The 16879-nt window shown below is 61.8% G+C and carries 15 protein-coding genes and 1 pseudogene; 4 read left to right on the top strand and 12 right to left on the bottom strand.

The window, feature by feature from the left end; all coding sequences use genetic code 11:
* From LB516_RS13875 to LB516_RS13865, 3 genes are all read left to right on the top strand, one after another.
* A partial coding sequence (locus LB516_RS13875; protein ID WP_224719748.1) for a beta strand repeat-containing protein occupies window positions 1–2589 on the top strand: 2589 nt, incomplete at its 5' end.
* 63 nt (window positions 2590–2652) lie between these two features.
* Window positions 2653–4347, top strand: coding sequence for a type I secretion system permease/ATPase (locus tag LB516_RS13870; protein WP_015319211.1), 1695 nt, complete (start codon window positions 2653–2655; stop codon window positions 4345–4347).
* 19 nt (window positions 4348–4366) lie between these two features.
* Window positions 4367–5704 (top strand): HlyD family type I secretion periplasmic adaptor subunit, encoded by a 1338-nt coding sequence (locus LB516_RS13865; protein WP_224719747.1) that lies wholly within the window; start codon window positions 4367–4369, stop codon window positions 5702–5704.
* Between the two features lie 147 nt (window positions 5705–5851).
* On the opposite strand, the gene LB516_RS13860 is transcribed toward LB516_RS13865, so the two are convergent.
* The 7 genes and pseudogenes from LB516_RS13860 to LB516_RS13830 form a co-directional block, all read right to left on the bottom strand.
* Window positions 5852–6319, bottom strand: coding sequence for a metallophosphoesterase family protein (locus LB516_RS13860; RefSeq protein ID WP_224719746.1), 468 nt, complete (start codon window positions 6317–6319; stop codon window positions 5852–5854).
* Between the two features lie 10 nt (window positions 6320–6329).
* Complete coding sequence (gene rnz, locus LB516_RS13855) at window positions 6330–7238, bottom strand: ribonuclease Z (RefSeq protein ID WP_224719745.1); 909 nt, start codon at window positions 7236–7238, stop codon at window positions 6330–6332.
* A 306-nt stretch (window positions 7239–7544) separates the two neighbouring features.
* Window positions 7545–8177 (bottom strand): class I SAM-dependent methyltransferase, encoded by a 633-nt coding sequence (locus tag LB516_RS13850; RefSeq protein ID WP_224719744.1) that lies wholly within the window; start codon window positions 8175–8177, stop codon window positions 7545–7547.
* Window positions 8178–8282: 105 nt separating this feature from the next.
* Window positions 8283–8450: pseudogene (locus LB516_RS13845) on the bottom strand (nuclear transport factor 2 family protein); the annotation flags it as partial.
* Between the two features lie 108 nt (window positions 8451–8558).
* Window positions 8559–9161, bottom strand: a complete 603-nt coding sequence (locus LB516_RS13840) for an NADPH-dependent F420 reductase (protein WP_224719743.1) — start codon at window positions 9159–9161, stop codon at window positions 8559–8561.
* A gap of 31 nt (window positions 9162–9192) precedes the next feature.
* Entirely contained in the window at window positions 9193–9945 is a 753-nt protein-coding gene (locus LB516_RS13835; protein ID WP_224719742.1) for an SDR family NAD(P)-dependent oxidoreductase, read from the bottom strand.
* Window positions 9946–9993: 48 nt separating this feature from the next.
* Window positions 9994–10728 (bottom strand): SDR family NAD(P)-dependent oxidoreductase, encoded by a 735-nt coding sequence (locus LB516_RS13830; protein WP_140665595.1) that lies wholly within the window; start codon window positions 10726–10728, stop codon window positions 9994–9996.
* Between the two features lie 228 nt (window positions 10729–10956).
* Between LB516_RS13830 and LB516_RS13825 the strand changes: the two genes are divergently transcribed.
* The gene (locus LB516_RS13825) at window positions 10957–11853 is read left to right on the top strand and encodes a LysR family transcriptional regulator (RefSeq protein WP_140617578.1); all 897 of its coding nucleotides are present in this window, start codon (window positions 10957–10959) and stop codon (window positions 11851–11853) included.
* A gap of 64 nt (window positions 11854–11917) precedes the next feature.
* Here LB516_RS13825 and LB516_RS13820 read toward each other — a convergent pair whose 3' ends face one another.
* Genes LB516_RS13820 through LB516_RS13800 form a run of 5 tightly spaced genes read right to left on the bottom strand, consistent with a single transcriptional unit; the run spans window position 11918 to window position 16833 of the window.
* Window positions 11918–12658, bottom strand: a complete 741-nt coding sequence (locus LB516_RS13820) for a ribonuclease activity regulator RraA (RefSeq protein ID WP_140665598.1) — start codon at window positions 12656–12658, stop codon at window positions 11918–11920.
* Between the two features lie 23 nt (window positions 12659–12681).
* On the bottom strand, window positions 12682–13845 hold the full coding sequence (locus LB516_RS13815; RefSeq protein ID WP_140790622.1) for a mandelate racemase/muconate lactonizing enzyme family protein: 1164 nt from the start codon (window positions 13843–13845) through the stop codon (window positions 12682–12684).
* Between the two features lie 33 nt (window positions 13846–13878).
* On the bottom strand, window positions 13879–14976 hold the full coding sequence (locus LB516_RS13810) for an ABC transporter ATP-binding protein (RefSeq protein WP_224644118.1): 1098 nt from the start codon (window positions 14974–14976) through the stop codon (window positions 13879–13881).
* A 10-nt stretch (window positions 14977–14986) separates the two neighbouring features.
* The gene (locus LB516_RS13805) at window positions 14987–15877 is read right to left on the bottom strand and encodes a carbohydrate ABC transporter permease (protein WP_015319199.1); all 891 of its coding nucleotides are present in this window, start codon (window positions 15875–15877) and stop codon (window positions 14987–14989) included.
* Window positions 15874–16833: a carbohydrate ABC transporter permease gene (locus LB516_RS13800; RefSeq protein ID WP_015319198.1), complete on the bottom strand. Its 960-nt coding sequence runs from the start codon at window positions 16831–16833 to the stop codon at window positions 15874–15876. Before LB516_RS13800 ends, LB516_RS13805 begins: the two co-directional genes overlap by 4 nt.
* Between the last annotated feature and the right edge of the window lie 46 nt (window positions 16834–16879).

The following is a 16879-nucleotide window of genomic DNA, read 5'->3' as shown; positions in this document are numbered from 1 at the left end:
CCGGACACTGCATCGGCGACCCTGACGGAAACCAACGCCGGCCTCTCGACCACGGGCACGCTGACGGTGACCGATGCCGATCTCTCCGACACGGTGAGTTCTTCGGTCACGACTGTCGTGGCTTCGGGAACGACGGCTGGCCTTGGTCTGACCAACACCCAGCTCCTAGCCATGCTGGCTGTTACACCGACGTCGGGTCTGGCAGCCAATCCGACGGACACCCACAACCTCGGCTGGACCTTCAATTCCGGCACGCAGGCCTTCGACTACCTTGCCGTCGGCCAGTCGCTGACGCTCACCTACACGGTCCAGAGCACCGACAACAATGCAGCCTCGGACACCCAGACCGTGACGGTGACCGTGAATGGCACCAACGATGCGCCGGATATTCATCTTGTGGGAACGGGGACACCGGACACTGCATCGGCGACCCTGACGGAAACCAACGCCGGCCTCTCGACCACGGGCACGCTGACGGTGACCGATGCCGATCTCTCCGACACGGTGAGTTCTTCGGTCACGACTGTCGTGGCTTCGGGAACGACGGCTGGCCTTGGTCTGACCAACACCCAGCTCCTAGCCATGCTGGCTGTTACACCGACGTCGGGTCTGGCAGCCAATCCGACGGACACCCACAACCTCGGCTGGACCTTCAATTCCGGCACGCAGGCCTTCGACTACCTTGCCGTCGGCCAGTCGCTGACGCTCACCTACACGGTCCAGAGCACCGACAACAATGCAGCCTCGGACACCCAGACCGTGACGGTGACCGTGAATGGCACCAACGACGTCAGCCCGACTCTGATTTCCTCGGTGGTGGATGGCAAACAGGGGAGCAACGCAGAGCCAAGTACCGTAACCATTACGTTCAGCACGGCAGTGAACGAAAATTTCGCCAATCTGTCGGACGTGATGCATGTCTCCGGCCTGCCGAATGTAAGTGTGATCAGCGGGTCGGGAAGCTTCAATGCAACCCACACCCAATACACCTTCCAGGTCGACAAAGGCGCGGGAAGCAGCAACGGATCCTCCTACACTCTTACGATCGACAGTGGAGCATTCTTGGATGCAGGTGGGCAAACCAATGCCGCGAAAATTACAACCGGTCTCAAGCCCGCCGGCACCTCCGGCGAGCCAATCAACCTTGCTCTCACCGACCCATCACATGAGGGCGCGCTCATCACCGTCACGGTGAAGGATGTGCCTTCGGGCTGGACCATCGATGGCGCGACCCATAATGCCGACGGAAGCTGGACGATCCAGACCAACGACCTGCACGGGCTGACCGTTACCACGCCGGCCAGTTTCACCGGGGCAGCCGTGCTCGATGTCGAGATGACCTGGATCAATGCCGACGGCACCTTGGGCACAGCATCGATCGCCGACAATGTCGAGGCCTATGCACCGGGTTCGCCGATCTTTGCCTGGTCCGGCGACGACGTGCTGACCGGCTCGCACGGCAACGATCTCTTCGTCTTCTCGCAACCGATTGGCGCCGACACGGTGCACAATTTCGATGCGGCCGCCGACCAGATCGATCTCATCGGCTATAACGGATTGGCGGACTTCGCCGACCTCCAGACGCATATCGCCGATGATGCCAACGGCAATGCGGTGATCGCACTCGGCGACGGACAGTCGATCACGCTGGACGGCGTGCATTCGGGCGCACTCACAGCCAGCAATTTCGTGTTCGACCAGACGCCGGTGGTCAACAATTCAGGCACCATGACGATCGGCGACGGTGCGTTGCTGCCGCTCAGCGGCATTATCAACAACAGCGGCCTCATCTCGCTCGACTCGACCGGCGGCGATACGCTGCTGCAGGTCATCCAGCACGGCGTGACCTTGCAGGGGGGCGGGCAGATCCTGCTGTCCGACAGCGCCGCCAACATGATTTCCGGCACAGGGCCGGACGTCACTCTGGTCAACGTCGACAACACGATCTCGGGCTCCGGCCAGCTGGGCGGCGGCATGCTCAGCCTCGACAACCAGGGCACCATTATCGCCACCGGCTCGCACGCGCTGGTCATCGATACCGGTGGCAGCGTCGTCACCAACTCCGGAACGCTCGAGGCAACGGGTTCTGGCGGCTTGACGGTCGCCGGCGGCCTGGCGAATTCAGGCATGCTCTGGGCCAATGGCGGCGACATCGTGATCCACGGCCAGGTTACCGGCGACGGCGATGCCACCATCGGCAATTTGTCGAAGCTGGAATTCGGCGGCGCCTCGTCGACGGACGTCACCTTCGGACACGACGCTGCCGGCACGCTGCAACTCGACGATTCCTTCGACTACAGCGGACGGATCGGGGGCATCACCAATGATGACAGGCTGGACCTCGGCGATATCCTGTTCGGTGCGGGAACGACGGCCGTCTATCAGGCAAACCAGGATGGCAGCGGCGGAACGCTGACCGTTTCGGACGGCACCCACGGCGCCGCGTTGCACCTGGTCGGCAATTATGATGCGAACGCCTTCAAGCTTGCCGATGATGGCCAGGGTCATACCGTCGTTTCGTACAATCCGGCGGAATTCACGCTGACCGGCATCGGCAATGGAGCGATTTCAAGCGACTTCGTGGTGTGAGCGAAAAGGGCCGCCGGCTATGGCGGCTCCCTGACCTGACGAGTATCGAGTGGGGTTCTGGAAGTGGATAGCAAGTCTCGAATTGTGAAGGATGCGCTTCGGGCATGCCGCCGCTATTTCCTGGTTGCGGCGGCGTTCAGCCTGGCGATCAACCTGCTCTACCTCGCTTCCCCCCTCTACATGCTGCAGATCTATGACCGGGTTGTCACCAGCGGCAGCGAAACCACGCTGGTGATGCTGACCCTGGTGTTGCTGGCGGCCTTCCTTTCGCTGGCCGGTCTCGACCTGGTCCGCGCCTGGATCCTGACGCGTGCCAGCGCCCGGCTCGACCGGCTGCTTTCGGCAAAGATCCTCGCTGCGTCCGTCGAGGCCCCATCGCCCGGCTCCTCGCCGAGCCAGCCGATCCGCGACTTCGATACGTTCAGGCAGGTCATCACCGGCAGCGGCATCCACGCTTTGTTCGATCTGCCATGGTCGCCCATCTACATCGGCATCATCTTCCTGCTGCATCCGTGGCTCGGCTTCTTCGCACTGGGCTGCTCGCTGCTCCTGATCGGCATGGCCGTGCTCAACGAGTATCTCGTGCGCTCGCCGCTGAAGCAGGCCAACGAGCTGGCGACGAACAACTATAACTTCACCGAGATGAGCCTCAGGAACTCCGAAGTCGTTCGCGCCATGGGGATGATCGACGGTCTCATCCGCCGCTGGGGGCGCGACCGCAACCTCGCGCTGCGGCGCCAGGCGGAGGCAAGCGACCGTGCCGCCTTGATGTCGGGCCTCATCCGGTTCCTGCGGCTCACCATGCAATCGCTGATCCTCGGCCTCGGCGCCTATCTGGTCATCGAACGGCAGATTACCGGCGGCACCATGTTCGCGGCGAGCCTCCTGCTGGGCAGGGGGTTGCAGCCTGTCGAGCAGATCGTCGGCCTCTGGCGCAGCCTGATCCTGGCGCGGGCAGCGTTGGCAAGGGTCGAGAGGCTGGTCGACGGGGGCGCGCGCAACGAAAGAGCGTTCAACCTGCCGAAGCCCAGCGGCATGATTTCCGTCGAGCAGGTAAGCTTTGCAATTCAAAGCCAGCAGAAAGTGCTTCTGCGCGACGTGTCGTTTCGGTTGGAAGCAGGCGAGGCGCTCGGAATCGTTGGCCCCTCCGGTGCCGGCAAGTCGACCCTGGCGCGCCACCTTGCCGGCGTCATGCAACCCAGTCGCGGCACAGTCAGGCTGGACGGCGCCGACCTGTCGCAATGGGGGCACGACGCATTAGGTGATCACATCGGCTACCTGCCGCAAGATATCGAACTCTTCTCCGATACCGTCGCCGCCAACATTGGGCGCTTCAAGACCAATGTCGACCAGGAGGTGATCGAGGCCGCGCGGCTCGCCGGCGTACACGAGATGATCATCCGCCTGCCGCAAGGCTACGAGACGCAGATCGGAGAGGGCGGCGCCGTGCTGTCGGGAGGATATCGGCAACGGATTGCTCTTGCCCGGGCGGTGTTTGGAACGCCGAAACTGATCATTCTCGACGAGCCGAGTTCCAATCTCGACGCCGATGGCGATCGCGCGCTGAGCGACTGCGCGATCGAGCTCAAGCGCCGCGGCAGCACTGTTATCATCGTCTCGCACCGGCCCTCGACCTTGGCGAATGTCGACAAGATCCTGCTGTTGCGCGATGGCGCCGTCGAGGCGTTCGGCATGAGAAACGAGATCGTGGCGCTGCTCAACCAGCGCGCGGCTCCAATGGCGGTGGCGACCCAATGAGCTGTGGTCGGAGAGATCGATGAGCGACAGTGCCCTCACTTACCATAGCCTGCCTCGCGAGTCGGGCATCCTGGCTCCGGATTCTATCCGGGTGCCGGCATATATCGGCCTGCTGATCATAATGGCCTTTTTCGGCATTTTCGGCGGCTGGGCGGCCTTTGCCCCTCTGAACGGTGCCGTGCTCGCCGATGCCATCGTCAAGGTGGAAGGCAATCGCAAGAGCGTCCAGCACTTCGACGGCGGTACGGTGAAGGAGATCCGCGTTAAGGATGGCGACGTCGTCAGGAAGGGCGACATAATGCTGAAGCTGGACGACACCAGGATTCGGTCCGAGTTCAATCTCTATGCCCAGCAATATGCACTGTTGCGCGCCACCGATGCCAGGATCCGCGCCGAATTGGACGGCAGCCAGGCGGTTGCCTTTCCCAAGGACATACTCAAGGAGCACCAGGACTACCTCAAGGACGCAATGGCAAACCAGATCGCCGACCTGGAAAGCCAACGCGCCTCGATGGCCGGCGCAAGGCAGATCCTCGAACGGCGCATTGCCGAGCTCGAGGAGCAGATACGGGGCAAGCAGTCTCGGGTCGAATCCTACCGGGCCCAGCTCAAATCGACGATCGGCGAGAAGGCCAGCCTGTCGAAGCTGCTCAAGGCCGGTTTGACGACCCGCCCACGCGTCCTGGAACTGGAAAGGTCGGCCTCGGATTTGCGGGGCTTGATCGATGATAATCTCGGCGCCATCGGCGGCACCCTACAGAGCAAAGCTGAGCTCGAGAGCCAGATCGCACAATTGACCAATGAGCGCCGGACCAAATTGTCGGCCATGCTGATCGATACGCAATCGAACCTGTCCGACCTCATACCCAAGATGTTCGCCGCCCAGGCCGCCATGGACCGGGCCGAAGTGCGTGCACCCTATGATGGCCAAGTGATGGATCTCAGCGTTTTCTCGATCGGTGCGATCGTGGCGCCGGGCCAGACCATCCTTGACATCGTGCCGACCGAGAATTCACTGATCGTCCAGGCACAGGTTCGCGTCGAGGATATATCGAACCTGCGTCCCGACATGGCCGCCGAAGTTCGTTTCACATCATACAAGCAGCGTTCGATACCCATAATTCATGGACGCGTCGCCCGCATTTCGGCGGATCGCATTACCGACACCAAGACAGGCTTTCCCTATTATCTCGCGGACGTAGCGGTCGATCCCGTGGAATTGGCCGCAGCCCCACAGATCGCGCTTTATCCGGGCATGCCGGCGTCAGTCATGATCGTTACCGAGCAACGCACGGCGCTCGACTACATTCTAGGCCCGCTGGTTGTGTCGTTCCACTCAGCGTTTCGCCAGAAATGACGGATCAGTCCATCACCGCACGCGGCAAGAACTCCCGTTAACAAATCGCGAAGAATACGTGTCTCCGCGTTGCGGCGCGCCTGCCATCTTGTGAAAAATCGAGGAGACAGTCGGATATAAGTGCGGCGTAGTGCGCGCTGAATTGGCTCAGCCGCTTGCCAAGCTCAATATCGAAGGCCCTATGCTGTCTCGAGTGATGTCGACCGTCGCAAGGGTGACAGGCAGCTTAAACCGTCGCGGGCCAGCACTGCCCGGATTCAAATAAAGCACGCCATCCACTGTCTCCATCCCCGGCACATGCGAGTGACCGGACACGATCAAGTCGATGCCCTGGGCAACCGGGTCGATCTGCAGCGTCTTGAGATCATGAAGCACGTAGATTGCTCGCCCGGCAAGGCGTACGAGCTCGGTTTCCGCGTATGGCAGCGCCCAGCCACCGGTGTCTACGTTTCCTCTGATCGCGGTAACCGGCGCGATACTGCGAAGCGCCGTAATGATATCAGGGCGACCGATGTCCCCTCCATGAATGATGTGGTCGACCCCGGCCAGGCAATGCGCCGCCTCCGGCCTCAGCAAGCCGTGCGTGTCCGAGATGACGCCAATTCTGAATGTCATGGCCCTGCCACTAAACGGTGAGGGTGGTGAAATCCGTTGCGATAAGGCTGTTCGCAAACGCCTGAACGGCTTCCGCGAGAATTTCTTCGTCGCAATAGCGGCCGGAGATGTGCGTAAGAACGAGCTGCTTTACATCGCTGGTCGCTGCCAGCGATGCTGCCTCCGCGGCTGTCAGATGTCCGTAGTCGCGCGCCATCGCTGCATCTCGTTGCAGGAATGTGGCTTCGATGACAAGCAGGTCGGCGCCGCTCACCTTATCGGCCAATCCATCAGTGGTTTCGGTGTCGCCTACAATGACCAGCTTCTTGCCAGCCTCGGGTGGTCCGAGGACTGCTTCGGGAGCAATCGTTCGGCCGTCGGGAAGAGAAATTGAGCGGCCTTCGGCCAAATCTTTCCGGATCGGACCGTCTGGCACACCGAGAGCTGCCAAGCGGTCCGAACGGAGGTGACGACGCGCCGGCGTCTCGAAGACGAAGCCATAGCTGTCGGTGTCGCGATGGCGAACTTGAAAGCAATCGACGGTGAACTCATCCACCTCGAACACGCGTCCGGGGGCAAGCGGCACGAGTTGCAGCGGGATCGGCGCGCGTCCCTCACCCCAAAGGCCAGCGAGCATGCGGGCGACGACGTCAAGAGTGTCTGCGCTACCATAAATGGTCACATGGTTCTTGCTCTGCCGGAGCCGAAGCGTCGAGAACAAGCCTGGAATCCCGAGCACGTGGTCGAAATGCGCGTGCGTGAGGAGCAGGCGATCAAGTCGCCTGAATCCGGCGCCGCTGCGCAGAAGCTGACGCTGGGTGCCTTCCCCGCAATCGACCAGCACCCGTTGACTGCCGGCTTCAACGAGCAGCGCCGGGTGATTGCGCTCGGCCGAGGGCACGCTGGCCGAGGTCCCGAGGAAGATAAGCTTGAAGGTCATGCGAGCAGTCTACCTCGCGGGCAACGAGACCTCAAAGCGGGCGAAGGAGCGGTCCTTGATAGACGTTCGCTAGCCGGCTTGGAGCGACAAAAGAGTGAGCGTGAGCGCATTCGGCATCGCGTGTCGCGTATCGCGCCAGATTATAGGCAGTGAGATAGCTCACAATCTTCTCCGATCCCTCTTCAAGAGGGCTGCGTTACACCAGCACCTTTGCTCAAGAGAACGGACAGCCAAGGCCCTCGTGTGGAAAGGGCAACGCTTTCACGCTTGCGGGAGCTGAGCCACTGTGGGGCGGATGACTCACTGTCAGGGCCTCAGGAACCGAAAGGCGAAGCGATCGGTCTTGCCCTTGATCGAAGGATCGAACACCTTGCTCGAGTGCGGATCGTCCTTGTTCGCCAGCATGGTGCTTTCCGCGTCCAGGATGAAACCGGCCGCCTCCACCTCCTTGCGAACGGATGCAGGCTCGATCCGATGTAGCGACTGTGCCTCGCTCGTGCCGGCCCCGACGGCGGCGGCGTGGTCCACGATAACGTAGGAACCACCGGGCTTCAGCCGCTCATAGACGGCTCGATTGAAGTCGGCTGCCGTCGCGCCCCTGGCCTGAATCAGAGCGGTGTGGAGATCGTGGTAGAACAGATGCAGCCATATAACATCCGCTGGCTGCGTGACCTCCGGCATCGCCACAAGGTCCGCCGAGACGGCTTCGATGTTCTCTCGGCCCGGCTCCTTCGCGAGCGTCCGCATGCGGCCGACCGGATCGTCCTTGAAGTGGGCGACTTCGGCCGGCACGAAGCTGTAGACACGTCCTTGGGGTCCCACGATGTCTGAGAAGACGCGGGTCCAGTCGCCGTCGCCCGGGTAGACGTCGATGACGGTGAAGCCCGCATCCGCGCGTGCGAACCGGATCAACTCGGATAGCTTGGATTGGTCGTACATCGAGATCTCCTTTCGATTGAGCATTCGACGAGCGCCAGCGTGCGAGGGGGCGATCCACGGCTGATCCGCCGTCCACCCCATTCCGATGGCCGCTGATGGCCAGCGCTACGCCGGTCCGGACGCGTCCATCTGCGAGGCACGTGCCAGTGCTTGTGTGTCGACGTATTCCCGGATGTTGGTCAATCTGCCGTCCCGGACCGTGATGGCGAAGGTCCAGTCGTCCTCGAACGTCTTGTTCGTGGCCTTGATCCTTCCCCTCGCGGAGCCCCTCACGGTCTGGATGGTCTTCTCGATAGTCATGGGAATTTCCCTATTTCGCACGGACCGGATCACGCTCGGTCCGGTCCGTGCATCGTGACCCTGCCGGTGGGCACGTCGTGTTCATCGGTCGAACTTGACCAGGTCCTTAAAGATCAGATGACCCCAGCTATTTCCGCGCGCCTGGACCAGCAGCCCACCTTCCGAAAGCCCGCCAAGTTTGATCGGCGAGAAGCCGAGATTTTCCGCGAGCGTACCAATCTCCGCTGCGGCAGCGTCATCGTCGCTCGCCAGGAACACGACTCTCCTGCCGCCATGCACTGCTGGATCTTGGTCGAGGGTGGCAGCGCCCAAATGGTTGAAGCCCTTGACCAGTCGTCCACCGGGGAAAGCCTGCGCGATGAACTTGGAAGAAGGCTGTCCTCCCAGCTTCTCAGGGGGCACGCCGTAGGCATTGGTCACATCGACGATGGTCTTCCCCTTCCAGGTGGACAGCGCCTTCGCGACATCCGGATGGGACTCGAAACGGACTGCCAAAAAGATGATGTCCGCCTTGACCGCGTCCGCCAGCTTTTTGGGGATGATCGTAGGCCCGATCGCGGCCGCGTCCGCGGCAAAGCTTTCCGGGTCGCGCGTGGTTGCGATGGATACCTCGATGCCCTTGCGAGCAAATGCCTTGGCGAGGGCTCGGCCGATATTGCCGAAGCCGATAATTGCGTAGCTCATGATGTTTCTCCGATCTTGTGTGATGCCGAGGTCAGACCTGGGCCATGCCTCCATCGACGGCGAAATCTACGCCGGTGATGTAAGAGCTTTCGTCAGAAGCAAGGAATGTGACGGCAGCCGCGATTTCCTCTGGCTTGCCCCTGCGACCCATTGGGATCTGTGAAGCAAACTGGGCGGCCGCTTGCTCGGCTTGCTCGGGGGTAAGGCCCGTCGTTGTCGCCAATGCCGGGGTCTCGATTGGTCCGGGACTCATTGAATTCACGCGAATTTTGCGATCTTTCAGCTCCAGTGTCCAAGCGCGAGCGAAGTTTCGCACCGCCGCCTTACTCGCAGCGTAGGCGCTGAACCCTGGCAGCCCCAACACGTTGGAGACCGAAGAGGTCAGAATGATCGAACCGCCGTCACTGAATAGTGGAAGGGCCTTTTGTACCGTGAAAAACAACCCCTTCACGTTGACATCGAAGGTCTGGTCAAAATGGGCCTCTGTCGCTGCCGCGAGCGGTGCGATTGTCCCCGCGCCTGCGTTCGCGAAGAGAATGTCGATGCGGCCGTGTTTCTCTTTCACGACGGCATAGACCCGGTCCAGATCCTCCAAGCGCGACACATCGCCTGCGACCGTCGTAACGTTTCTCTCGATGAAGGCTGCGGCCCCCTTCAGTTCTTTCTCTCGTCGCCCGGTGATCACGACGTGCGCGCCTTCTTCAACGAAGCGCTTGGCTGTCGCCAAGCCGATCCCGCTGCTTCCGCCGGTGATGACAGCGATCTTACCTTGTAGCTTTTTCATGATCTTCTATCCTTCGTTGTGTGAGCCAGGCGCGGGAACGCGCCAGCGTCAGAGTTGCGCCAGGCCGCCATCAACGGCGACCTCGCTGGCGGTCATGAAGCTGCTGTCCGACGACGCGAGAAAGGCAGCCACCGCCCCGATTTCCGCCGGATCGGCCATGCGCTGGAGCGGAGTCATCGAGGCGAAGACCTTCTGTCCTTCCTCGCCCAGCGCTTCCTTTGCGAGGTCGGTCGCGGTCGCCCCGGGCGACAGCACGTTTACGCGGATACCGGTGCCCTTCAGGTCCTCCGCCCAGGTCCGCGCGAGGTTGCGCACTGCCGCCTTGCTCGCGCTGTAGGCAGTGAACCCCGGTGCGCCCGTGGTGCCGGCGCTCGATCCGGTCACGATGATCGAACCCCCCGGGCCCATCAGCGGCAGCGCCTTCTGGACCGTGAAGATCGTACCTTTCACGTTGGTGCCGAAGGTTTCGTCAATGTGCTCGGCGGTGATCTGGCCGAGCGGAAGCGGGCCTCCAGCCCCGGCATTGGCGAAGACGATGTCGAGGCTTCCGCGTTCGGCCTTCACCGCAGCGTAGAGCCGGTCGAGGTCGGCCTCATCCGAGACCGAGCCTTTCACCGCGCGGGCATTGGGCCCGAGGTCCGCCACAGCGGCGTCGAGCGCTTGCTGCCGGCGGCCGAAGATGAAGACGAAGGCGCCTTCCTCGATGAAGCGCTTTGCAGCGGCGCGGCCGATGCCGGTAGCGCCGCCGGTGATCACGGCGGTCTTTCCATTCAGTCTGTTCATGTCGTGCGTCCTTTGTTTCGCCATCTCGGGTCTTTGGCTGTACGGTGGGTCAACCCGAGAGCCTGAACATGGGATCGCCGAAGTCGGGCGGTGAGTGCGGAATCGCGCACATCGGTGGTGCGAAAACGATCCACCCTGACGATTGAACGCCGCAACAGTCGCGCGCATTACAGCTCGGCGTGCTAGAAGGGGCTTCGGAAGGCTCAGCTGGCGGCGCGGGAATGCACCATGATTGACTGGGATGACGTTCGCTACTTTCTTGCCGCCGCGCGCGGCGGCTCGGTGCGGGCTGCCGCCGAGCGCCTCGGCGTGTATCACTCGACCGTGCTGCGACGCATCGCTCAACTTGAGGAACGCCTCGGGGCGCAGATGTTCGAAAAGCTGCCTTCGGGGTACCGCCTGACGGCTGCGGGCGAGGAGGTCCTCGAGCTCGCGAACCAGATGGAAGCGTCGTCGCACCAGCTGGAGACGCGTGTCTTCGGTCGCGACCAGAGCGCGCGCGGGCTTTTGCGGGTGACAGTTCCACCGTTCCTCGCCACACACCTGCTCATGCCGGATCTCGCCGACTTCGCGCGTATGCATCCGGACATCGAGATGGAAATCTTGACCACTGGCGAGGTGGCGAATCTGACTAACCGAGAGGCCGACGTCGCGATCCGCATTGTCGCCGACCGCAAGACCCTGCCGCTCAATCTTCACGGCCTGAAGGGACCGGAGGTGTTCAGCGGCGTCTACATGTCTCGCGATCGACTACCCGCGTTGCGTGCGGGCACGCCTGATCCCCTCCGGTGGATCGCAATAGACAATCATGGAATTCCGGACTGGGCGCGCGAGGGAGAAGTTCACATCACGGGAGCTCCGTTCAGGACTCCGGATGCCGAGACGCAGATCATCGCGGCGCAGCAAGGGATCGGGATGACGAAACTGCCGTGCTTTGTCGGAGATGCCGACCCCCTGCTCGTGAGGGTGCCGGGCACCAACCCGCCCATGCATGGGACACTCTGGATTCTCACGCAGGGGGAGACACGCAAGACGAAGCGCGTTCGGCTTTTCACGGAGTTCGTATCCCGCAGGCTCGCCGCGTACGCTCCGCTTATCGCAGGACTGTCCGTAACGCGTGACTAACGCCCGTCTGGGACTTGGCGGTTCGCCTGCCGTTCATGAGACATTTCGGGATCTCGATCGTCCATCAAAATTTTGGGTTGGTTGCCCGCCAAGCCTCGTACTCTTCGGTCGCACTTGGGTGCAGCGGATAATAGCGTTGCAACGACCCGCCCTCCATGAGCTTCATGCGTGAGAACTCCTCCCAGTCGTGATGTTTCTGGGATTCTTCGATCACCTTCGCGGCCATCGCAAGGGGTAGCACCACCACCCCATCATCGTCGGCGACGATGATGTCGCCGGGGATCACGGTGACACCGCCGCAGGCAATCGGAACGTTGACGGCATTGGGATAAATGCTGGTTTGCACATGGTAGTTGGGCGTCCAGCCGCGCAGCCATAGGGCCAGATCGAGCTTTTCGACATTGGGCCGGTCGCGCATGCAGCCGTCGATGACGATGCCCGCGCCGCCTCTGCCCTTGAAATACGTCGACATCATATCGCCGAAGACGCCCGAACTCATGTCGCCGCGCGCATCGACCACGACCACATCCCCTTCCTGTGCGTGGTACAGCACATGCCGGTGCAGCTGTGTTTCCGGATCGGCATATTCTCCCTCGTTGAAAAGATCGGGCCGCTGCGGCAGGAACTGCAGCGTCAGCGCCGGCCCGACGATCGATCTCCCGTGGTTCTGCGCCACCGGGCCGACCATATGCGGATTGCGGAAGCCCATATGGCCAAGCGTGCCGGCAACCGTCGCGGCGCCGATCTCCTTTAGCGCGTCGATCAGATCCTTCGGCGGCCGCGTGATGTCGGAAGTATGCGTCATTGTGGACTCCGATTGAAAGGGAACTACCAGTTCGTGACAGAACCATCGCGGCGCTTGAGGTGGGGCGCTTCCCAGAAACGGAAGCTCTGCGCCTGGACGGCCTCTTCGTTGACCTCGACGCCGAGCCCCGGCAGATCGCCCACCGGGTAGTCGGGGCCGTCGAGCCGTGGTTGCACCGGGAAAAATTCGGAATTGTCGAAGCCGAGCCTTGCTTCGGGGGCCCTGGTTTCGAGCCACGCGAAGTTGGGGACCGCGGCGGCCAGATGCACGGTCGCGGCCGTGCACACTGGACCAAGCGGATTGTGCGGCATCAGGTCCACATAGTGTGCCTCGCTCCAGCCAGCGATTTTCATTGCCTCGGTGAACCCGCCGGCATTGCAGATATCGAGCCGGTTGAACTGGTGGATGCCGCGCTCGATATAGGGCAGGAACTGCCACTTGCTGGCAAATTCCTCGCCAATGGCGAAGGGGATGTCGGTCATCGTGCGGAGGGATTCGTACGCTTCTGGCGTCTCGTCGCGTATCGGCTCCTCGAGAAAATCGAGCACGCCGCGGTCGAGCTTGTTGCAGAAGCTCGCCGCCTCCGCCACCGACAGCCGATGATGATAGTCGATGCCGAGGACGACATCGTTACCCAGCGCCCGGCGCGCCTTGTTCAGCATGGTCGCGGTAGCGCCGATCGACTCGCGTGGCTCGAAAACATCCCTGCTGTTTTGCCCGACGGGAAAGAAGCGGATCGCCTGCCAGCCTTGTGCGCGCAGTTCGCGGGCCCGCTCGATGGCAACATCGCCCTCGGCCTCGTCTCCGGTCGAGGCGAAGGTGGGGATCCGGTCGCGCTGCTTGCCGCCCAGCAATTCGTAGACCGGCACCCCCAGCGCCTTGCCCTTGATATCGTGGAGGGCGATATCGATGGCCGAAATAGCTGCCTGCAGAACCCGACCGCCTTCGAAATACTGGCTGCGATAAACCTCCTGCCAGATCCGCCCGATCTGCATGGGATCGCGGCCGATGAGAAACTCGCGATAGTGCTCGACCGCGCCGGCCACGGCCTTCTCGCGGCCGCTCAGGCCGCTCTCGCCCCAACCGAAAATGCCCTGGTCGGTCTCGACCTTGACCAGCATCTGATTGCGCGTTCCCACCCATGCCGGATAGGGTTTGATCGCCGTGATCTTAAGTTTCGTAGTCATCCACGCCCATGTCCCACACGCATCCGCCCTGTCTCAGTTGGCCTCGAGAGCCATCTCGGTTTCACCGTCGAACAGATGCATCCGCTCCTGGTCGAACTCGAGCCAGATACGCTCGTCGGGCGCGACGGCAATGTTGGGCGGCACGCTGACGTTGACGATGGCACCGGACAGGAACGCCTGCACGAAGGTGACGTCTCCGGTTGGTTCCACCGTGTAGACCTTGGCCGGGATGCCGCCTTGCACGGCGCTCTTGTGCAGCTTGATCGTCGAGTGGCGTGCGCCGAGCACGATTTTCTTGGTCGTTGCCCCCGTGACCTTCTGGACGTTGCGCGGCGAGAGCCCGAGGCTCCAGCCCTCCGCGCTGGTCAGCACGGTGTTGCCGTTTGCCGTCGATGTCTCCAGAGGAATGAGGCTCATTGCCGGGCTGCCGATGAAGCTGGCGACGAACATGTTCACCGGATGGGCAAAGACCTGCGCCGGTGAATCGTATTGCTGCAGGAAGCCGCCATTCATCACCGCCATCTTGTCGGCCATGGTGACGGCTTCGAGCTGGTCGTGCGTCACATAGATGATCGTCGCCTTGAGGTCCTGGTGGAAGCGCTTGATCTCCGACCGCATCTGTACGCGCAGTTTCGCGTCGAGGTTGGAGAGCGGCTCGTCCATGAGAAACACCGCGGGATCGCGCACGAGCGCACGGCCCAGCGCCACACGCTGCTGCTGCCCGCCCGAAAGTTCGCGCGGCTTGCGCTCGAGCAAGTGCGTCATGTCGAGCACGCGCGCCGCTTCCTTGACCTTCTTGTCGATCTCGTCCCTGGGCAGTTTGCGCATCTGTAACGGGAACGCGAGGTTCATGTAGACCGACTTTTGCGGATAGAGTGCGTAGTTCTGGAACACCATTGCGATGTCCCGGTCCTTGGGGTCGAGATCGTTGACCACCTGGTCGCCAATGAGGATGTCGCCCGATGTGATCGGGGTCAGCCCGGCAACGAGATTGAGCGTGGTCGTCTTTCCGCAGCCTGAAGGGCCGACAAGCGCAACGAACTCGCCGTCGTTGACCGTCAGTGAAACGTCGTTGACGGCCTTGAAGCCGCCATAGGTCTTGACGAGATCTTTGAGGACCACGTGGGCCATCGGCAACTCCCTAATGCTTGACCGCGCCTTCTGTCAGGGCGCGTACGAAGTATCGCTGCAGGACGAGGAACAGCACCACGACAGGCACGCTCATCATGAAGCTCGCCGCCATCAGTCCCGGAAAGTCCGTCGTGTTTTCCGAGAAGAAGCGCTGGATGCCGACAGGCAGGGTCAACTGTTCATTTTTGGAGAGGAACGTGTAGGCGTAGATGTACTCGTTCCACGCGCCGATGAAGGAATAGATCGCGGTGGCGATGATCCCCGGCGTCGAGAGCGGCATCACGATCATGATGAAGGCCTGGAACCGTGTTGCCCCATCGATACGCGCCGCCTGCTCGAGCTGCACCGGGATGTTGTCGTAAAAACCCTTGAGCAGCCAGATCGCCAGGGGCAGGCCGAAGGTGAGATAGGTCAGGATCAGCGAGCCATGCGTGTTCACCAGCCCGATCGCACGCATCAGGATGAAGAGCGGCACGAGAAAGATCACCGCTGGGAACATGTTGCGCAGCAGCACGGCGAAGAACAGGAAGTTCCGGCCGGGGAAGGTGAAGCGCGAAAACGCGTAGGCCGCGGGGACGGCAACGATCACCGAAAGGATTGTCGTGACGGTCGACACGAACAGGCTGTTCCAGAAGAAGCGCAGGAAGTCCTGGCCGACGCTGTTCTGCGGATCGAGCAGCTTCTTGTAGCTGGCAAGCGTAGGCTCGTTTGGCCACCATTGCGGCGGGAACTGCGTCGCCGCGAAGCCGGACTTGATCGAGGTGATCAGCATCCAGATCATCGGCACCGCGGTGTAAATCAGCATGAACAAGAGGAAGATGCGCCCGGCCCAGCGCCATCCGTCGACGCGCATGCGGCGATGGGGCCGGCCTCGGGAGGCTGTCTCTGCAAGCGTGCTCATGTGCTCCCCTCTTTCCGCTCATTGCCGCTCAGCGCCCGGACATAGAAATAGCCCAGCGTCATCAGGATGAGGAACAGGAGCACCGAATAAGCCGATGCCACGCCCCAGCGCTGGCGGCCGAACGCGAGCTCATAGATGTGGGTTATCCAGATATGCGATGCGTTCGACGGCCCGCCTGCGGTCATGATCCAGGGGATGATGAAGGAATTGAAGTTGGCCACCGCGAGCAGCAGGATCGTCACCACCGAGACGTTGCGCAAGTGCGGGAAAGTGACGTGCCAGAAGCGCTGCCATGCATTGGCCCCGTCGACCTTGGCGGCCCGCAACAATTGCTCGGGGACTGTCTGCAGGCCGGCCATCATCATGATCATGGCAAACGGAAACTCGCGCCAGATATTGACGACGATCAGGGAGGGCAGCACCGTGCTGACGTTGTCGATGAAATTGGGTGGCCGGTCAGTCAATCCGAGGCCGACCAGCACCGCGCCGATGATGCCGAAATCCGAATGGTAGATCCACTTCCAGATATAGGAGGCGGCAACGGCGCTGATCACCCAGGGAATGATCAGGATGGCGCGCAGGACGCCGCGGCCGACAAAGTCTCGGTGCAGCGCCAGCGCCGTGGCAAACCCCAGGACAAAGGAGATGAAAGTGGATCCGAATGTCCAGATCAGGGTGTTCCAGGTTACTTTCCAGAACACATCGCTGGTGAGGATGGTGGTGTAATTGTCGAAGCCGATGAAGGTCTTGTCGCGGAGCTGCAGACCGGGCGGCGTCTTATAGAACGACAGCTCGATCGTGTAGTAGATCGGATAGGCGATGACGACGAGCATCACGGCGATCGCCGGGAGCACGTATGCGTAGTCGGCGCGATGGGCCCAGATGTTCCGCAATGCGCCTGACCCGCCGGGTTGCGATTTTCGGCGAGCCTCGGCCTTGCCGGTCACGATCGTCACTGTGGCGTGCCCTTGTTTTTCGGAAAGAACCGGCTGCGCTCTTGGC

The sequence above is a fragment of the Mesorhizobium sp. CO1-1-7 genome, from assembly GCF_020164885.1.
In the GTDB taxonomy this organism is placed as follows: domain Bacteria; phylum Pseudomonadota; class Alphaproteobacteria; order Rhizobiales; family Rhizobiaceae; genus Mesorhizobium; species Mesorhizobium australicum.
Note: the sequence above shows the minus strand (reverse complement) of the source record. Positions and strands in the feature narration are given on the sequence as shown.

Excerpts from the sequence above, each read along its gene's own strand:
- rnz (WP_224719745.1), bottom strand. The coding sequence starts at position 7,238 with ATGACCTTCAAGCTTATCTTCCTCGGGACCTCGGCCAGCGTGCCCTCG.
- LB516_RS13835 (WP_224719742.1), bottom strand. The coding sequence starts at position 9,945 with ATGAAAAAGCTACAAGGTAAGATCGCTGTCATCACCGGCGGAAGCAGC.
- LB516_RS13805 (WP_015319199.1), bottom strand. The coding sequence starts at position 15,877 with ATGAGCACGCTTGCAGAGACAGCCTCCCGAGGCCGGCCCCATCGCCGC.
- LB516_RS13810 (WP_224644118.1), bottom strand. The coding sequence starts at position 14,976 with ATGGCCCACGTGGTCCTCAAAGATCTCGTCAAGACCTATGGCGGCTTC.
- LB516_RS13850 (WP_224719744.1), bottom strand. The coding sequence starts at position 8,177 with ATGTACGACCAATCCAAGCTATCCGAGTTGATCCGGTTCGCACGCGCG.
- LB516_RS13825 (WP_140617578.1), top strand. The coding sequence starts at position 10,957 with ATGATTGACTGGGATGACGTTCGCTACTTTCTTGCCGCCGCGCGCGGC.
- LB516_RS13820 (WP_140665598.1), bottom strand. The coding sequence starts at position 12,658 with ATGACGCATACTTCCGACATCACGCGGCCGCCGAAGGATCTGATCGAC.
- LB516_RS13830 (WP_140665595.1), bottom strand. The coding sequence starts at position 10,728 with ATGAACAGACTGAATGGAAAGACCGCCGTGATCACCGGCGGCGCTACC.
- LB516_RS13860 (WP_224719746.1), bottom strand. The coding sequence starts at position 6,319 with ATGACATTCAGAATTGGCGTCATCTCGGACACGCACGGCTTGCTGAGG.
- LB516_RS13840 (WP_224719743.1), bottom strand. The coding sequence starts at position 9,161 with ATGAGCTACGCAATTATCGGCTTCGGCAATATCGGCCGAGCCCTCGCC.
- LB516_RS13815 (WP_140790622.1), bottom strand. The coding sequence starts at position 13,845 with ATGACTACGAAACTTAAGATCACGGCGATCAAACCCTATCCGGCATGG.
- LB516_RS13865 (WP_224719747.1), top strand. The coding sequence starts at position 4,367 with ATGAGCGACAGTGCCCTCACTTACCATAGCCTGCCTCGCGAGTCGGGC.